The organism is Hymenobacter plasmatis (assembly GCF_020711255.1).
Taxonomy (GTDB): domain Bacteria; phylum Bacteroidota; class Bacteroidia; order Cytophagales; family Hymenobacteraceae; genus Hymenobacter.
Map to the genome: position 1 here is coordinate 65,315 of NZ_JAJFAW010000023.1, position 18,230 is coordinate 83,544.

Annotated in this window: 15 protein-coding genes; 5 read left to right on the forward strand and 10 right to left on the reverse strand. The window is 55.6% G+C overall.

Annotated elements, in window-relative coordinates:
• Position 1: 1 nt before the first annotated feature.
• Together LJ738_RS16035 and LJ738_RS16040 are read right to left on the reverse strand one after the other, a co-directional pair.
• Positions 2 to 2,173 carry an ATP-binding protein gene (locus LJ738_RS16035; RefSeq protein WP_227787401.1) on the reverse strand — a complete coding sequence of 724 codons (2,172 nt, stop codon included), beginning with the start codon at positions 2,171 to 2,173 and terminating at the stop codon, positions 2 to 4.
• Between the two features lie 17 nt (positions 2,174 to 2,190).
• Positions 2,191 to 4,521: an ATP-binding protein gene (locus tag LJ738_RS16040; protein ID WP_227787402.1), complete on the reverse strand. Its 2,331-nt coding sequence runs from the start codon at positions 4,519 to 4,521 to the stop codon at positions 2,191 to 2,193.
• A gap of 421 nt (positions 4,522 to 4,942) precedes the next feature.
• Here LJ738_RS16040 and umuD point away from each other — a divergent pair, with 421 nt between their 5' ends.
• The 3 genes from umuD to LJ738_RS16055 all read left to right on the forward strand — a co-directional run bounded on the left by umuD (position 4,943) and on the right by LJ738_RS16055 (position 7,156).
• A complete protein-coding gene (umuD, locus tag LJ738_RS16045) occupies positions 4,943 to 5,416 on the forward strand; it encodes a translesion error-prone DNA polymerase V autoproteolytic subunit (protein ID WP_227787403.1) in 474 nt (157 codons plus the stop codon).
• 105 nt (positions 5,417 to 5,521) lie between these two features.
• Complete coding sequence (locus LJ738_RS16050) at positions 5,522 to 6,817, forward strand: Y-family DNA polymerase (protein WP_227787404.1); 1,296 nt, start codon at positions 5,522 to 5,524, stop codon at positions 6,815 to 6,817.
• Between the two features lie 39 nt (positions 6,818 to 6,856).
• Entirely contained in the window at positions 6,857 to 7,156 is a 300-nt protein-coding gene (locus LJ738_RS16055) for a hypothetical protein (protein ID WP_227787405.1), read from the forward strand.
• A 468-nt stretch (positions 7,157 to 7,624) separates the two neighbouring features.
• Here LJ738_RS16055 and LJ738_RS16060 read toward each other — a convergent pair whose 3' ends face one another.
• The 8 genes from LJ738_RS16060 to LJ738_RS16095 form a co-directional block, all read right to left on the reverse strand.
• Positions 7,625 to 8,407: a hypothetical protein gene (locus tag LJ738_RS16060; RefSeq protein ID WP_227787406.1), complete on the reverse strand. Its 783-nt coding sequence runs from the start codon at positions 8,405 to 8,407 to the stop codon at positions 7,625 to 7,627.
• 145 nt (positions 8,408 to 8,552) lie between these two features.
• A complete protein-coding gene (locus LJ738_RS16065) occupies positions 8,553 to 10,838 on the reverse strand; it encodes a DUF262 domain-containing protein (protein WP_227787407.1) in 2,286 nt (761 codons plus the stop codon).
• 98 nt (positions 10,839 to 10,936) lie between these two features.
• The gene (locus LJ738_RS16070) at positions 10,937 to 12,703 is read right to left on the reverse strand and encodes an AIPR family protein (RefSeq protein ID WP_227787408.1); all 1,767 of its coding nucleotides are present in this window, start codon (positions 12,701 to 12,703) and stop codon (positions 10,937 to 10,939) included.
• Between the two features lie 413 nt (positions 12,704 to 13,116).
• The gene (locus tag LJ738_RS16075) at positions 13,117 to 13,770 is read right to left on the reverse strand and encodes a hypothetical protein (RefSeq protein WP_227787409.1); all 654 of its coding nucleotides are present in this window, start codon (positions 13,768 to 13,770) and stop codon (positions 13,117 to 13,119) included.
• 4 nt (positions 13,771 to 13,774) lie between these two features.
• Positions 13,775 to 14,749: a hypothetical protein gene (locus tag LJ738_RS16080; RefSeq protein ID WP_227787410.1), complete on the reverse strand. Its 975-nt coding sequence runs from the start codon at positions 14,747 to 14,749 to the stop codon at positions 13,775 to 13,777.
• 16 nt (positions 14,750 to 14,765) lie between these two features.
• Positions 14,766 to 15,332, reverse strand: a complete 567-nt coding sequence (locus tag LJ738_RS16085; protein WP_227787411.1) for a hypothetical protein — start codon at positions 15,330 to 15,332, stop codon at positions 14,766 to 14,768.
• A 12-nt stretch (positions 15,333 to 15,344) separates the two neighbouring features.
• Positions 15,345 to 15,677, reverse strand: coding sequence for a helix-turn-helix domain-containing protein (locus LJ738_RS16090; protein WP_227787412.1), 333 nt, complete (start codon positions 15,675 to 15,677; stop codon positions 15,345 to 15,347).
• 2 nt (positions 15,678 to 15,679) lie between these two features.
• A complete protein-coding gene (locus LJ738_RS16095) occupies positions 15,680 to 15,928 on the reverse strand; it encodes a hypothetical protein (protein ID WP_227787413.1) in 249 nt (82 codons plus the stop codon).
• A gap of 256 nt (positions 15,929 to 16,184) precedes the next feature.
• On the opposite strand from LJ738_RS16095, the gene LJ738_RS16100 reads away from it, so the two are divergent.
• Both LJ738_RS16100 and LJ738_RS16105 read left to right on the forward strand, forming a co-directional pair.
• Entirely contained in the window at positions 16,185 to 16,877 is a 693-nt protein-coding gene (locus LJ738_RS16100) for a S24 family peptidase (RefSeq protein WP_227787414.1), read from the forward strand.
• 336 nt (positions 16,878 to 17,213) lie between these two features.
• The gene (locus tag LJ738_RS16105) at positions 17,214 to 18,095 is read left to right on the forward strand and encodes a DUF4007 family protein (protein WP_227787415.1); all 882 of its coding nucleotides are present in this window, start codon (positions 17,214 to 17,216) and stop codon (positions 18,093 to 18,095) included.
• Positions 18,096 to 18,230 lie beyond the last annotated feature (135 nt).

The window sequence follows — 18,230 nt, forward strand, 5'->3', positions numbered from 1 at the left end:
GCTAAACGGGAGAGACGGGTAAGCAAATCGTGAACGTGGTGCCCTGGCCGTCCTGACTTTGTACTGCCAGCGTGCCGCCGTGGCCCTGGGCGATGATGTCGTGGCTCAAGGAAAGGCCCAGGCCGGTGCCCTCGCCCGTGGGCTTGGTGGTGAAGAAGGGCTGGAAAATCTTGGCCTGCACCGCGACCGGCATGCCGGTGCCGTTATCCGTCACCCGGATGGCGACGTGGCCGTTCGCGCGCGCGGTGGCCACGCCGACCGTGGGCGCGTAGCCCGCCTCGCCGGTCTGCTGGCGCTGGTGCACGGCGTAAAAGGCGTTGCTGAACAGGTTGAGCAGCACCCGGCCCAGGTCGGCCCCCACGGCCTCGACCAGCGGCAGGCCCGGCGCCAAGTCGGTTTGCAGCGTGGCCTGGAAGCCTTTGTCGTTGGCCCGCAGACCCTGGTAGGCCAGGCGCAGGTACTCGTCGGCCAGCTGGTTGACGTCGGTGGGCGCGCGCTCGCCGGTGCTCGTGCGCGAGTGCTCGAGCATGCCGCGCACGATGGCCGCCGCTCGCCGCCCGTGCTCGGTGATTTTGCCCAGGTTCTGCCGCACGTCCACCGCCAGGGCCGCGACCTCTTCCGTGTCGCCGGCGGCCTGGGCTTCTTCCAGCTCGGCCATTAGTTCGGTGCTGACTTCGGAGAAGTTGTTGACGAAGTTGAGCGGGTTTTGGATTTCGTGGGCAATGCCGGCGGTGAGCTCCCCCAGGCTGGCCATCTTCTCTTTCTGGATGAGCTGGGCCTGGGTGGCGCGCAGCTCCGTGAGGGAGCGTTGCAATTCGCCGGTGCGCTGGACGACTTGCGTTTCCAGCGTCTCGTTTTGCGCCGCCAGCAGCGCTTGTTTCTCCTGTTCCTGGGCCAGGGTTTGGGCCGAAAGCGTTTCTACTTCCCCCAGCTTGACTTGCAGCAGCTGCGCATCGAGGGCAAACTCGCGGGCCAGAAACAGCGAGATGGCCAGCGCTGGCGGCAGAAACATGAGGGGATACATGAGCGCGCTTACCAGAGCAGAGTACATTGTCTCGCTGGTCACGATGGGTATGAACCCGAGCACGGCCAGCAGCGCCGCCGCGAAGCCCACCCCGATGATGGCCGCGCCGCCCCGGCGCTGGCGCAAGGCCCGGCCCGTCAGGCGCAGCTGCTCGGCCGTGGCGAGCACGATGGCCATCATGAAGCCGAAAAACGCGCCGTTCTGAAAGCTGTGGTGCACCACCTCCACCGCGGAGTAGGCCAGCAGGGCGCCGCAACACACGCACAGGCCGGCGTAAAGCCAGCCGGACCGAAAGCCGAACAAAGCATACAGCGCCCGGGCGGCCCATAAGCCGCTCGACACCAGCAGCAGCCATGTTAGCAGCTCGAAGGCCAGGCGCTCGACCGGCGAGGAGAAGGGCACGGCTGGAGTGGAGTAGACGCCCAGCGCACCCAGGCTCAGTGCGCCCGTGTAGAGGGCGAAGTACAGGTTGGCGCGCCGCGCCGGGTTGTAGTAGAAGAAGGCCAGGTGCAGGAGCATAAGTAGCCCAACCACACTCCCCAGTGCCAAAAAGACGGGCCCGGCGGCCGCTAGCTCGGCGGTGGCCTTCCGCCGTTGGGCCGCGCCCTGCAGGCGCGCGCTAAACGCATGCGCCTCGTCGAGGCTCTGGTGCAGCAGCGGGTGGTGCCAGGGGGCAAAGCGCACGGCCAGCACGTGGCCCGCGCGGCCGGTGGCGGGCAGCTCCAGCGGTTCGGGCGGATGGGGATTGACGCGCACCCGGTGGGGGTCGGGGTCCAGGGTGCCCTGGCGCTGCAGCCGTTGCCCGTCGAGGTACAGCTCCCAGGCGCCGTTGCCGGTGGTTTGCAGCAGCAGGGCGCGCAGGCGCAGGCTATCGCCGAGCTGAAAACGCAGCCGGAGCCAGCCGAGGCCCGTGTGCAGGCGCGTCGGCAGTTCGCGCCGGGGGCGGGTGGGATTCAGGGTATCCCAGCGGCTATCATCTAAGTCGGGGCGGGCCCAGGCGGGGTCATCCCCGGTGTGGTAGCGCCAGCCGTGGCTCAGCAGCAGGCCCTCGGCGGGCAGGCGAGCGATGCGCTGCCCGGCCGTGTCCGGCGCTTGGGCAAAAGCAGGAAGTCCCAACAGTAGCGACAGCAAGAGTAAAAAGTGTTTCATAAGCGGATGCCGATACCCTACTGAGGTAGCGCAATGGTGAATGCGGTGCCTTGTCCGGGATGGCTCTCGACGGTGAGGCTGCCGCCGTGGCCCTGGGCGATGATGTCGTGGGAGAGCGAGAGGCCCAGGCCCGTGCCTTCGCCCGTGGGCTTGGTCGTGAAAAAGGGCTGGAAGATTTTGGGCTGCACGGCCGCTGGAATGCCCGTACCGTTGTCGGTGACTTGAATGTGCACTTGCTGATTCAGCACGAGGGTGCGCACGCCCACCTGGGGCTGGTAGCCGGGCTCGCCCAGCTGCTGGCGCTGGCGCACGGCGTAGAAGGCATTGGTGAACAAATTGAGCAAGACCCGCCCGACATCCGTGCCCACCATGGTTACTCGAGGTAAGTCAGGCAGGAACTCGGTGGTAAGCGCGGCGTTGAAACTCTTGTCTTTGGCGCGCAGGCCCTGGTAGGCCAAACGCAGGTACTCGTCGCACAAGCGGTTCAGGTCCGTGGGTGCGCGCTCGCCAGCGCTGCTGCTCGAATGCTCCAACATGCCCTTCACAATGCCTGCAGCGCGTTGCCCGTGCTGGGTAATTTTGCCCAGGTTCTGGCGTACGTCAGCGGCCAAAGCGGCCACTTCCTCCCCGTCGCCGGCCGCTTGCGCTTCTTCCAACTCACTCATCAGCTCGCTGCTTACCTCGGCGAAGTTGTTGACGAAGTTCAGGGGGTTCTGAATTTCGTGGGCAATGCCGGCGGTGAGCTCGCCCAGGCTCGCCATTTTCTCTTTTTGAATCAGCTGGGCTTGGGTCGTGCGCAACTCCGTGAGCGAGGCATCGAGTTGGTCGCGCTGGCTTTGCAGGTCGTGCTTCTGCTCGGTGACCAGGCGCTTGAGCCGCTCCGAGCGGCGGAAGGCGGCGTAGAGGATGGCGGCCAGCGCGACCAGCAGCGTGGCCCCACCGAGCACCGCCCACAGCACCAGGCGCTGGCGCCGGGCGCGGGCGGCCTCCTGCACTTGGGCCTGGCGCAGGCCGGCGATGCGGGCCTGCTGGGTCTGCTCGGCGCGCTCGGCCTCGTAGCCGGCTACTTGAAACGTGCCCTGCTGGGTGCGCAGCGAGTCGCTCAGGGCCAGGGCAGTTCGGGCATAGCGGCCGGCGGGCGCGTCCTGCCCCTGCCGGGCGTAGAAGTCAGCCAGCGCGCGCAGGTAGGCCAGGCGCAGCGGCACCGACTTAATGCCGCGGGCCTTGCCGTAGGCCGCGAGCCAAGCCGTTTCGGCCCGTGCGGGCTCGCCGCGAGCGGCGTGGTAGCGCGCCCAGGTGGCGTCCAGCTCGAAGGGGCCGAAGGAGGGATTGATCAAGCCCAGGTGGAGCGAATCGGCCAGGTGCTGGGCGCGCGCCAGCAGGGGCCCGGCCTCGGCCACGCGTCCCAGGTCGAGCAACACCGCGCTTTTGACCACCCGCCCGTAGGCCTGGACCCTCGGCACCTCGTAGGCGTAGCTGCGGGTGGTGTCGGTGGGGGCGCCCACCAGGGACAAGCTGGCGTGGCGCAGAGCGGCGGGGTAGTCGCCCAGCTGCCGGTAGGCCTGGGCGATGGCCCAATTCGGGTAGGCGTTCCAGTCATGCCCGTCTAGGTGAGGCAGCGCTTGTTGCAAGGCCACCCGCTGGCGCAGGAAGTGCAAAGCCTTAGTCGGGTTGCCCCAGTCCGCGTAGTAGGTGCCCGCTACGCCCAGCTCGTTAAACTGGCGGTACCGGTTGTAGGCGCAACCTTGGTCGGCTGCCCGCAGGATATAGCTGATGCCTTGGTTGTAATCTCCTTGGCGTACATAAGTCCCCCCCAGCGCCCGGTAACACGCGTACAGATTCTCCGGCATGTCGCGCCGGCGGTAGTAAGCCGCCTGGGCGTGGTAGAACGCCAGGCTCGCCGCGGGGGACTCGAGCTGCCGGAGCAGCCCTCCGATCGTACCGATTAGCTCGGGCGCGGGCCGTCCCAGCCGGTCAAACGCGGCCAGCGCCGCCCGCGCCGTGTCGAGTTGTTGGGCTGGCGGTGCCTTCGCCTCGGCCAGGGTCAAGCAGGCCGCGGCCAGCCGGTAGGCCGGGGCCTCGGGCCGCCGGAGCCGGTGGGCCAGCCGGGCGAGTTCCCCGTTCCCCGCGCGCGCTTCCGCCGCGGAGATAAATCCGTCCACATCCCGCAGGTGCTGCAACAGGCGCAGGCGGGCCGTGTCGGTGCGTTGGGTGGCCAGCACCCGGCGCAGCGAGTAGGGGTTGGCTTCGTAGTAGCGGTAGCGGGCCAGGCGTTGGTTTGGCGTCTGGGCCAATGACGCTGGAATGGCTGACAGCCCCAGCAGGGCCAACAAAAGGAAGAAGCGCATACCGGCAGGGGCCACGCCGCAAGCCCTGCGGAAGTGGAATTAATTAAAGGGAAAGTTGAGCTTTGAACAGGCAAGCTACGATTCAATCGGTCGCTTTGTATCGATATAGCGGATTGACAATCAAAGTCCCCGAAAGGCCAGCAGTATCCGGGGTATTGGGTTAGCCAAACGCCCAGAAACGAAACGGCGGCCCGGCAGTTCGCTCGTTTCAGTTTAGACGGTGTGCATAGTACTGCTGGGACTATACACTAAAATTTAGTAGTCATTGGGCCAACACATTAAGAAAGCTGAAGACAATTTTATTAGCATCATCAAAACTAATATTGTTAGCATTGCCGTATAATTGCGAAGGCTAAGCAACTAAAGTGCATTAGCAGTCTACAATATTTACTACCCACCCACCGGCCTAATTCCCTTCCAAATGGACCATGTTATTCTATTGGGCAAAGCCTATCCCCTACTTTCTGCCCACCCCTTGCCGATGGTGAATGTGCTGCTGTCGTGCGGATTCCCGTCGCCGGCGGCCGACTACGAATCGGAGCTGGTGGACTTGAACCGGTTGATGCTGCGGCATCCGGACGCTTCGTTCCTGGCGCGGGCCCACGGGGAGAGCATGACGGGCGCGGGCATACACGATGGCGACGTGCTGGCCGTGGACCGCAGCATGAAAGCGCAGGACGGGGATATTGTGGTGGCCTGCGTGGAGGGGGAATACACGGTGAAGCGGCTGCAGAAGCGGGTGGATTCGGTGGCGTTGGTGGCGGAGAACCCGGCTTATCCGCCGATTGTGGTGCGCAATGCCGATGACTTGAGAATTTTTGGAGTGGTGGTGCTGGTGTTACACCCGCTGGTGACGGAGGGCAGACGGGGACTGAGCTACGTGCGGCCCCGGTAAACCTCACCCCCGGCCCCTCTCCCGTGGAGAGGGGAGCCTGACGATTAATGGATTCCTGTAACCTGGCCCCTTCCGAAAGAAGCGAGCCCACTACCCTACTGCCTTATGTTTGGCCTGGTTGATGCTAATAATTTTTACGCTTCGTGTGAGCGGGTTTTCCGGCCGGAGCTGGAAGGAAGGCCAGTTGTGGTGCTTTCAAATAATGACGGCTGTGTGGTAGCCCGGTCACAGGAAGCAAAGCAATTGGGGCTAAAAATGGGAGTGCCTTACTTCCAGGTACGGGAGCAATTTGAGCGAGACGGCGGGGTGGCTTGCTCCTCCAACTACGAGCTGTACGGGGACATGAGCCGGCGCGTGATGTGGTACCTGCAGCAAGTAGCGCCGGCCGTGGAAGTGTACTCGGTGGACGAGGCCTTTCTGGATTTGCACGGCATGCAGCGGCATTTTAACCTGGCCGGCTGGGCGGGCGACGTGCGCGGAGCGGTGCGGCAGCGCACGGGCATCCCGGTGTGCGTGGGCGTGGCTCCCACCAAGACACTGGCAAAGGTTGCTAACCGGCTGGCGAAGAAGGATGCCATTGCGGGGGAAGGCTCGGGGGTGTTGGTGCTGGACGATGAGATGCAGCGCGGCGAGGCCTTGAAGCGGGTGGCCGTGGAAGACGTGTGGGGCGTGGGCCGGCGCTCGGCCACTAAGCTCTACGCCGTGGGCATACGCACGGCCGCGCAGCTGGCGGGCGTGGGCGACGCCTGGGCCCGCAAGAACCTGGGCGGGGTGGTGGGCGCACGGATGCTGCACGAGCTGCGCGGGTTTCCGTGCTCGAGCGTGACGGTGGAGGACGAGGCGCGCAAATCGCTGTGCTGCTCGCGCTCGTTTGGCCAGGTGTTGACGCAGCTGGAGGACGTGGCCGGGGCGGTGGCCACCCATGCCGCACGGGCGGGTGAGAAGCTGCGGGAGCAAGGAATGGCGGCACGGCTGCTGACGGTGTTTATCGAGACTAGTCGGTTTGCGAACTTGCCCCCGCCCTACTCGTTTTCGACGCAGCTGACCATGCCCACGGCCACGGATGACACGCTGGTATTGGCAAGCTGGGCTCGGCGGGGACTGGAGCGAATCTGGCGGCCCGGCATGCGGTATGTGAAGGCTGGAATCGTGCTGGATGGGTTGGAGCGGGCCGGCGCAAACCAACAGGCTACGCTATTTGCGGATACTACGCGCTCACCAGAGCGAGCCAAACTCATGAGTGCGCTGGATTCTCTGAACAAGCGTTACGGAGGCGGCGCGGTGCGAGTGGGCGCGGCTGTAACAGCGCCAGGTAAGCAGGAACCGTGGGGGATGCGGCGGGGTGCGAAGAGCCCGGCGTTTACGACAAACTGGGGCGAGCTGTGGAGGGTGCGGTGCTGAATAATGCGGTTATCCTACACGATTAAAGCCACACTAACAATGTCTAATCTACCAATGCTGATTGGGGTCCGGGTTGAAACGCAGCCGGACCTGGAACGGGTAATTATAATTTGGCGCCAAGGTACGGGCAGTGAGTGGCGGGCAATCCTGCCGCGGTTGCTCGACCAACGGCCGGCAACGGCTACGCTGGTGGAGTACGTGATTAGGCTTTATCAGCGGCAGATGCCGGCTGAGGCAGCTGCTGCAGGTTGGCCGGTATTATCGATGCTGGTGCGCATGTCGCTTGGCATAGCCAATGGCGAAGAGGATGCCTGGGAAGCGGCGCATGTGGTGGAATAATAAAAACTAAATAATCGACATCTGTAGCCAGTGCAAGCCTGATAGATTAAGGTTATTAGGGAAGTCTATATTCAGGCGCAAATGGCTGGAATTAACTATCCGATTAGTGACAATTCGCTAATACAATTGGTGGCTTTCTAACAAAAGGGGTTGGAGCTAAATGACCAGGAAGGTATAAGGAATGTCGCGGTGCACCCGACTTGGTAATACCTAAGCAATGTGCTTGCTGGGGCTAGGTGGTATGAGGATGGTGTAGCACTAATGACGGAGCAGAGCTGCGAGCTTCGGCAGAACCCAGCACCACTTAGCTCTAGTGCCACCTGGGGTTTCTACTACCGCCAGCTAAAAAACCAATATTAATGATTATTAACTACAGCCAAATAAATACTATTCAGCTCGAATAGCAGCAGAATAATGAAATGTATCGGAAGCTGTCAACATTACGCTGCACTTGCACTAATATGAGTTTCAGCTGCTGGTGCTCTGAAATAGTGCTTCTTGAATTCGTGAAAAACCAGCTTGTAGGTCAGCAGGAAGGAACGCTTCCCATTCGGAAATAAAGCTATCAAAACTCATGTGTATTGTCACTTCTACATTTGATAAATATTGAACTGCTTGCCAAAGGATTGGTTGTTCGATGAATACAGGCAGCAGTTGCAGTGCTACAATTCTATTTGACTTTCTGTCAACTCGATTTTGATAAAGAGTATCCATAATTGATGTCAACCATTGGTTGAATGGGATATCTAGAATATTTTCTTCTGCATGTATGATATTATCGGCATATGAATTCAAACTATCAGAATATACTACCCAATTCGGATAGGGCGGATTAATTCTCCAATCTGATGCCATTTTTTTCAATGTATAAATTGAAGCAAGCTCACAAATTGCCTCTTCAAGCCAGCCAAACTTATCGCATTTTGGTGGAAAGGGGATATTAATAACATAATGGCAAAGTTCATGAGCGAATTGATATGCATACTGGCTCCAAGAGGTGTCTTGAGTAATTAAAAAAATGAAAGAAGTTTCATTGAAAGTAATGAGTTCAGGATAATCCCTTGGCGGATTGTGCAAACTTGAATGTACAACAAGCACTGGTCGTTCATTTATGATACCTTTATTAAGGTTAGAGTAAAAAATCGAAATTACATTATCAAGTAAGTTGACAACATCTCTGTGCTCCGCTTTACCCCAAGCTTGAGGATTGAGCAAGAAGTTCTGATGTACAGGGAATTGTACAGGGGTCATAAAACTAGTAGCTGACAATGGGTTAATAAAGAGAATGTGGTTTACCAATTGGGATTGTGCGCTTATGCTATGCTAATCAGGCAAAGATTTTTGCTTTGGCCTGACATCAATGGCCAATTTGTTTGCTTAATAAATCTGCGCAGCCTTATACAGCGACTTGCTCATTCACCGATACTTCTAATCCCTGCCATTCCTTGAAATCTAAGGCAATGAAGAGGTTATCGTACAGCGCAGATACCCTGCGTTCTACAGCCTGTTGCCAGGCTGCACGGCGCGAAACTGGCCAGTAACCTGGATGGCCACCGGCATCTACCCACAATTGGTGGTCGGTGCTCGGGATTGCAGACGCTTGCAGAAAATCTGCGGGGGAGACTAGCTGCAAGGTTGTAGCAACCTCCGAGTTTATTGCATCAGTACTTTTTAAGTGCAGCTTATCAGTATGACACTTATTGCCATCGGAACGATTAGCCCACGCCGGCCACGCCCGCAAATTGCCCAACGAGTTGATATAGAACCAGCGGTGGCCATAGAACCGGTCGGCGCCTTTTCCTTCCTCGTACAGCTTAAGCGTCCGGCCTGAACAGACTGCGTGCGAGTAAGGAAGAATATGGTCGTAATCGAAAGGGGTATCTGCAGCATCTTGGCTCATTGGATCATAGCCAACAAACCACTCCTGCAGGTAGGCACGCTGAAACCAGAGCATGAGTTTGCTATGGTGCCAAAAGTGTGAACGAAAACTATGGTATGGGTCGGCTGACAACTCTTCTGTGGCTTCGGAGCGGCCAAATAGTTCTTGCCCATTGCTCAGCCAGCCAGCGGTGGTATTGGCTGGTATATCGAGAATGATTTGCTGCAAGCCAGGCATAGCTGGAGCACCCGCTTTTCGCATCCACTGGCTGAAGATGGCCTGGTCAGGAAAGCACTGGCCACCAGATTGGCCAGTCAGTACCTCGCCGGCTAACCTAGCAAATTTCTGTGCGTCGGGATTTACTACTACTGCGTACATTAAGTACCTCAGCATAGACAATCGACTAGCTGCCAGCAAGTCAGAACTAGATAAGTTAGCTAATATCCAGCTGAACACTGGATGCATTAGTAAAGGGTTGACTTCGAGCAGAAGCTTTTTAGGAAGACCGGGGTCAGTCTGTGAAGCTTTAGGGTTGTAGAGCGCGAGTTTACAGAATTCCACCAGCGTTTGCTTGAAACGGGCAGTGGATTGGTTGTCACCGGGCGCCAGCAAATGCTCCATGCACTGCAGAAATGGGTTTGCTTCCGTGTTAGTAGATGCATGGCTTAACCAACGCCGAAACTGGGGTACCGACGGATTAAGGTCTTGGTAACCTTGTTGACGCCGAGCTAAACGAGCCGCGGCCATAACAACCTTGGTAGGTGACAGCAGATAGCCTACCTCCTTGTCCTCAGTTATCTGCGTGACTAAGTCATAAGCCTTATCCCAAGTTGATTTGAGAAGTGAATAGGACATCTCCTCGCCTGCCAAAACGGTTCCACCAGCATTCACTCGCTGGAAAAGCACCTCTATGGCGTCAGGGGCATTTTCCTTATCGGGATTTGCAGGCTGAATGTCGCCGGGATGCAGGAGCAGCGGTAAGCTACGAGATGGCATGCCTTCAGCTGAGTTGCTGGAAAGCAGCTGTTGCAAGGCAACGAGCAGTTGGTCTAAGTGAATTGGCGCAACTGTGGGTTTCGAAAAGTACGGCGGTATGAGCAGGCTAACTTGCTCCCAAGTAGGCATTTTAAACTGGCCACTCCAACCGCGACATAGACTAATTAAAGCATCGAGCGGCACCGGAACTTCTGCATCAGCTGGCCAGGAAATAGCCTTGGCATCCTCGGATGATGAAGCTACTGGGGATGTGAGGTAATCGTAGCGGGGCTTGCTAGGCAACTCCCGGCGTGCTTTAAATTTCTCACTTTCGTTCAGCCCCTCTGTGGGGTTGCGCCGACGCATGCCCCAAGGCTGATGATTGGTCAGTAAGCGCAGGATAAACCGGCGGTCGTTGTGTTCCGGTTTATCAGAAGGTATCTCAGAGGACAGGTCGACCCACAGGCGGCTGGTGGCGCTGGGTTGGAAACCAAGCAATAATGCCCGGGTACGCTGCTGCCCATCAAGCAAAAAGAAACCATCTAATGTGCTGGTGCTTTGTAGGCTAGAAGTCAGCTGACGGGAATTTTGGCTGCTCTTTCGATGACCTAGCAGCATGCTTCCTATTGGAAAGCCACGCAGAAGGGAGTCCCACAGGCGCTCAACTTGCGCGATGTTCCACACCGCGTTGCGCTGAATAGGTGGAAGCTGAATCAGGTTGTAATGAGAGTTTTCAGCGTCCAAATACCAGGAAATATAATCTGAAACGGAAACGACTGCGACGTCTTGTTGGCCGAAGGGGAAAGACATTATTTGGGTTTTAAACAAAAAGAAGGTTATTCCTTGCGACTCTGGAAGAAGCGGCCGGTTTCCTCATCCTGGAAGTAAACGTAGCACCCTTGTGTGCCGCGAGTCATTAGCACAAATCAAATTTTAATGTTATCAATGCTAGGGTGCAGACTTGCTATGTTCAACGCTGCCTCTTTTTCGTCCCTTATATTCATGATTTTTGCCATAAAGAACTCTAGATCACCTTCCATAACAAAACCACTAGTATCCAGCACAGCGCTGATAAAGCTATGCTTGTCAGTATAATACATGTTTGGCCCTGGCTTTATTATGGAACCAACGAAGTCAATTGCATCAAAAATTTTATCATTACTTATGCTATCCAAATCATCTTCCAATACCTTATAGACCATATACACTAAAAATTCTTTTGGTAAAGAATCTAGATTTTCAACCTTTTCAAAATGTATGTCATCAATAGTCTTGTCGTTATTTTTTCTAAATTTATTCAAATAGATATCATAAATAGTATAAGCTAAAAAGACCTGTGCGTACAATGGTGAATCTGTATTGCCATTAAACAGATTATGAAGAGGGTGCCTTGAATTGATGCTAGCCTGATATATCTCTTTAAATACTATCTTAGCTGAAGCATAAGCAATGTACGGCTCCTCATAAAATGAAGAATACCAAAGCGTAAGTGGCAACTCATTTTGAACGGATTTTTGAAGTGATGTACTGAATGAATTTGTAAAAACTTCACCCCGCTTTGTAATATAACCAATATTCTTATTTTCAAAAACAGTTTTGATATAAGAATTGAATTTCTTATTACTTAATTTATCCTTGAAACTAATTGCGCTTTGGGTATTCGTCGCATCAGTTATCATATCAACCAGTTCAGGATTATCGGTTTGATAGAGCTTTACGGTCAAATAGACATCTGTCAACTTGGACTTATCTTTTAAGAACTCTTGGTATAACAGATAGGTCGTTTGAAGCCCATTTACAATCACTGGATTCTTAGTAGGGATTGCATACTTACCCAACTGAGGATTATGTGGTAACTTAAATTCCTCGCAGATAATTGTTATACCATTATTCAAAAAGGGGAAATAAAAATTATTATCGCTTTGGATAGTTTCAATTATTTTTTCATTTGTCAAATTCGTGCGACCTAAGAACCATCTAATATTATCTGAAAAAGCCTTTTCAATTGTTCCATTTATTCGAAGCTCTTCTTCAAGTAATTCACACAATTGGAACGCATGAAGTCTAAATATTGCTGCCTTAACCTCATATATCGAGAAACTGATGAGGCCTTGATTATCTTTTGATGAAGTAATGTTTGAATTTTCAGGCTTGAAAGTAAAGCCGACAGACTTTCTTCTGTTTTGAGACTTTACTAATGAGCTTATTTTGGCATAAATGTCATTTGAATCAAGTATTTCAAACTCACCCTGCACATGATAGGCATTGTAGAGGTCGGTGTTCTGCGTATATTTTTTGTCTGACCTGTCACCATTGTATAAGAAATGCAGTTTTATCTGCATTACCATTCCACTGTTTACTAACTTTTCATATTCCTTAATTTTAGGCAGTAAGCTGTCTATATTTTGTTTATTTATTTTATTACCGTCTATAAAAATGTCTTTAAAATCATTTCTAAATTTATCGATATCGTTTTGCTTCAAAGATTTCGAATTCTTACATTGGAAAGCGTGTATTGTGTAATCCCCATTATCTCCTTCAAAGTAAATCCCATCGATTCCGCCATCTTGCTTTCCTTTAACAATAATGTCAGAGTGGACTTCATCAAACGGCCTGTCAAGGATAGCAGCAATAGATAAGATTTCAAATGCCTCATCAATCGGTATAGTAAATCTCTCAGCGATTTTATTCAAATAGCTGCTAATAAACATTTGGCAGTTGTTCAATTTATTGGTAGAAGGTGTGCTCATTAGGCTGAAAGTGAAATGTTGTATGTACAATTTGAGGGCAAGCTAGCACGTGATTTGGCTTAACTGGTGGTGTCTTTTTCCATATAGGCCTGACCAGTGGCCAGGGCAGAAGAAATTTGAAAGCAAGTGCCCGCCTCAATTATCTCGCCGATAGCGGAGTAAGTGGCTCACGTCGTGCAATGTTGTTTTCCTTGAGCCCTTTGAATTTGATGAAGTGGGCAACGTGTTTTTTGCCGTTCAGCGGAAAGGTGCCACATAGCCATTTTTTTTTCCTGAAATAGGGGGTATTCAGCTATCGCCAAGTGAGAAATTGAGTCCAAAGACTGTTAAAGTAGGCAGATGAAACCAGCTTGAGATTAGGGTGTAGGCTGCCAATCACGGCGCTCCTTGCGCTGGGTGGCCTGACGGGCCTCGGCGCGTTGCTCAGCGGCTTGCTCGGGGGTGATAAAGCCGCGGACCTCGCGGGCCTTGGTAATGGAGAGCTTTTGGCGAAGGGCCGTAGCGTTTGGGTGGTCGGCGGGGATTTGCTGGGCCACGTGCTCGAGCATCCGCGGCGCGGCCTGGCCGAGCAGCTGCACCGTGGTGGCTTCGGTGCTGGCCCCGGTGGCCTTTTGGTCAAGGTGGCGGTGTTCGAGGTAGCGGGCCTTGCGGTCGAAGTACTCGCTGAGCAGGCGGTAGAGAGTGCTCACGTCGAGGGATTGGAAAAAGTTGGTTCCGTGGGTGCGGGCTTCTTTCAGGGCCAGGATGATGTCCTTGAGGCTGTCGTGGGTGTAGGTTTGGGCCAGGGTGCCGGCCAGCTCGATGAGGTCGGCGGCGTCGGGCTTCTCCTTGACGCGGAGCGAGTCGACGAAGGCGCGCAGGATGACGACGAGCAGCTTGACGACTTCGCGCTCGCCGAAGCGGTGGGTGAGCTGGAAGAGCTTGGGGGCGGCCAAGGCCTGGGCTGGGGTGAGGCCGATGCTGATGTCGGCCAGCATGGCGCGCAGCTCGGGGGTGGTGCTGCGGGCCAAGGCGCTAGTCGTAGCGACTAGAACGGTAGCCAGTAGTTGGGATTCCGGTGTCGGCGTAGGAGCCGGCGCCAGGTTCGTGGAGCTGGGTGCCGGGGGCGAGCTTGAGGCGGTTGTCGGCGGCATCGTTGAGGAAGAATTGCTTAGAGGTGGCGAGCCAGTCGCGGCGCAGGGGCACTTCGCCTTTTTGGCGCCAGTTCAGGATTTTCTCGTGGTAGAAGCGCAGGTCGGCCAGCGCGTAGTCGGTGCCGGCGAAGGCGGCGGTGAATGCGTCGAGGTCGGCGAGGTCGGATTCGGCGAAAGGAATTTCCGGGCGCGGCGGGCGGCGGGTGGTGGGGGCCTTTCCTTTTCGCGCAACTCGGCCCGCTTGATGCGCGGCGGCATTGAAGGGTGGCTCCTGGGCAGTCAGCTCGGAATCGTCGGGCATTAAAAGCTCCTCGTCTGAGGGAGGCTCCTCCCCTCTTTTTTTTTTAGCTGCCGCCTCATCCAGTTTGATTGATAGAACGGGTTTATTCCTGTTTACTATAGTTTCTACCTCTTTATCAAAAGAGACTACGGCTTGACCACGGCTTGCACCAGTGCTTGCACCACTTTTGGTGCTAGTGCTTACATCAGATTTGGTGCAAGCCGTGAACTCATTTGAGTACAGTGCTTGCACCACTTCTGGTGCAAGCGGTGGTGCGAGCTGGGCGGGCTTCAACTCGTGCATGAGGCAGCGGCTGGGGCGGTATTCGGACCGGGAGGGCAGGTAGGTAATGAGGCCGTAGGCCGACAATTCGCGCAGGCACTTGAGGTAAGTGCTGGCGCTGCCGATGTGGGCGGCTCGCATGACTTCGGCCCGCACCAGCATCACCGACTCGGGAAACCGCTCCTCGTTCCATTGGCTGAACAAGGCCACGTACAGGCTGACGTGGTGCGGGGTGGCGTCAGGGTGCCGAGCCAGCAGATCAAAGGCCGTGCGGATGTGGCGGATGAAGTTCATGAGGGGGTCAGCAGAGTTACTGGGCCGGGCCTATTGGGGCGGAGAGCCCGAACAGGTCGAGCTGGCGGTAGTCTGTGCACTTGCCGCGCAGGGCGGCTTCAACTTCGGCAAGGGCGGCGGCGAGGGTAGTTTCGAGCAGGCCAGCGTAGGGGTAGGTTGCCAGCTCGTCGTCGAAGGATTGGTAGGGCGTGGTGAGGTTTAGGACGCGGCCACCGGTGAGCACGCGCTGGCCGATGAGCGTGGCGCCGCCCTGGTGGCGGGCTATAGAGAAACCGGTGACGGTGAAGGACACGAAGAGGGCGGGGAGTTCTTCGGAGTCGTCGGGCCAGTAGTCGGCAGTTTCGGTTAGCTGCTCGGTGAGCAGGCACAGGTGAGGCACCAGGCGGCTGAAGGCGTGGAGGAGGTCGGGGTGCACCTGCTCGGCGCAGGTGAGGGCGAAAGCACGGAGTGGCGCGTCGTCGGTGCGTTGCTCGGTGAATTCGCAGGTCAGATGCAAGTCTTTGAGCTTGACTTTCTGGATGGTGATGATGGAGGTAGATGCCTCGGGACTGTCGGGTCCGACCATAGGGAGTAGCTGGGACATGATGGGAAGGAATTAAGCTGCCTGTGACATCAGCGGGCGGCCCTGGGGCACGGCCGGGGACGGCGGCAGCTGGCGGTGGTAGCGTTTCACGTAGCGGTCGAGCTCAGAGAGGCGAAAGCCCCACTCCTTCTCGTTGAGGCGCACACCGGTGAGGCGGCCGGCCCGGCGGGCCTTGCGGATGCCTTCGGGCGTGAAACGCAGATATTCGGCGGCTTCGCGGACGTTGAAAAGCCGGTCGGGTGGCGCGGGGGCGGGCTTGTTGGCCTCTTCCAGGGCTTTGAGTCGCTGGACGTCGGCGAGCAGCTGCCGCCACTCCTGTTCGGGCACTAGCAGGGCGACTTGCATGGCTACGCAGCTGTGACTTTGGTGGCCCGGGCTTCGAGGGCAGCAACTCGCTCCTTTTCGGTTTCGACCACGCTGATGAAGGCCTCGGCAACGTCGGTGTTGTGGTAGCGGCCGGTGAGGATGTTGTAGACCTGCTGCTTGGAATAGGTCTTGCCCTGGGAAGCCAGTAGCTCAACTGTGCGGCGAGCGTAGTCGTTGCGTTTGGGCAAGGTGGCACGCAGGTCAGAAATAATCTTTGCGAAGTGTTCCATTTTGTTTGCTATTACGTATCTTTGTTTAGATGCTGAGTGTCAAATTTGCCTACTAAAGTTGACAACAGCAAAAAAAGTTTACTAGCTAACGGCAAAAGAAGTGGACCCAAGAGCGCACGTCGGAACCCGCATCAGTGACCTGATGAGCCATTATAACCTGTCGGCCTATCAGTTAGCCAAGAATTTAGGCTATGAAGGTCCACAAAAATTGTATAAGCTCATTCAAAATAAATCCAAGCCGGGTTATGAAACTTTAATGGACATTCTAGACCACTACCCTGAGGTGAGGTCGGAATGGCTCATGCGGGGCATTGAGCCGATGTTCAATAAACCGGAGCCTAAGCCCGAGGCCAAGGAAGGTGCTTATACTGGGATGCCCTACGCCGTCACGGTGGACACGCATGGGCAGGAGGTAATCAGCCTGGTATCGGTGAAGGCCGAGGCTGGCTACCTGCTGGCCCGCAATGTGGACGACACCATGGGCGACCTGGAGACGCTGAGCATCCCCGGGATTCGGGGCGGTAAGTCAGTGCGCGCTTTTGAGGTTGCCGGGAACAGCATGCAGCCCACGCTGAACCAGGGAGACCTGGTGGTGGCTTCTTATACCGAACGACTGGATTTGATTCAGCCCAAACACGTGTACGTGGTGGTGGCTCACGACCGGATTATGGTTAAGCGCCTGCGTGGGCCGGTGAAACGCCACGAGCCCATTGAGCTGCTGTCGGACAATCGGTTTTACGACCCATTTGTATTGCCACAAAATGACTTGAAGGAGCTGTGGCAAGTGCAAGCAGTGCTCACGCGTAGCGTGCCAGCTAACACCAATGACTCCTTTGACCGGATGCTTGTGCTGCTAGAAATGCTGGCGCAGGATTCGCAGCATCTGCGTAGCATTCTGCTGGACGTTGCTGCCCGGTATGATGTGAAGTTGGTAGGCGAAGCAAGTTAATTGCCCCAGCTCGGCTAAACCTGCTAACACGTTACCTAAGGAATGGCTGCTCTACCCAAGTGGTACGTAGGCTTTGAGATTCTATTACTGATTCGTCTGTTTCAAAAGCCCACCCTGCTAGGTGCACTACTAACCCAATGGCTGAAAGCCCAAAACTGGAGGCTTCAAGATTGACGGGTAGGAATGCAGTAAGCGGTTGTTTAAGCTGACCCCCTTTACATTAACTGCTTTCACTAACTATGTTAGTAGTACTGACGCACATTTAATTTGCTAATATTTATAGCAGACAGTAGTAACAGAGCAGCTATTTGGCTACCTTAGCAGAAAAAAGCTGCTATGCTCTTAGACCGGATTATATTTCAAGGCCACGATACTTTCTTGTGCCGCAACAACTGGTTGAAGAAGGGTTACGACTTTATTCAGGGTGGGGGCAATTTCAACAATCCGGAAGCGGTAGTACAACTTGGCGTGGGCAAAAACATGGTTTCTGCCATTCGGTACTGGCTCAAGGCCTTTGGCTTAACGGATGAGGCCGACACCTTGCGTCCAGTGGCTCACGAGCTTCTAAGTGCCGACGGCTTCGACCCTTACATTGAGGACACTGCCACCCTATGGTATTTGCATTACTTGCTGGTAAGCACGGGACGGGCGTCTCTATACCATTATGTATTCAATGAGCTGCGCAAGGAAGGGTTCTCCTTCAGTCGGGTTCAGCTACAGCACTTTGTTACACGAAAGTGTGGGGAGCGGAATACGGCGGTCAACGAGAATACGCTTGATTCGGACATTACCGTGTTTGTGCGGAGTTATGCCCCATCAGGCAAAGATGCCGCCAAGGTTGATATTGAAGAGGAGTCTACTGGCTTGCTACAGGACTTGGGGCTACTCACAGTTAGCAAGACGGATGGGATTCGCTACCATATTGAGAACCTCGAGCGCCCTGAGCTTCCTTGGCAGGTGGTTTTGCGCGTCATCCTGGAAAACAAGGCTTACGGCGAAACCATCAGCTTCACGGACCTTGAAGTTGCGCCCGACTCTCCAGGGCTGGTCTTTGCGCTGAACGAGAAGGGCCTGTTTCACAAAATAGAGGAAATGATAGCGCAGTACCCAACGGCTATCATTTACTCGAGCACCGCGGGCAACCGCGTGCTAACTATCAAGAAAGAGGAAATCAACCTCACTGAGGTACTGAAAGACTATTATGGCCAGACCGTTTAGCCCATCCGTCAATATCGTGCGCGATGAGGCGCAAGAGCTGTCCTACCACCCTACCCCAAACGCCCAAACCGTTTTTGGGCAGTTGGTAAACAACTACCTCTCGGGCATCCACTGCTTTAACATTGTCGGTGCCTA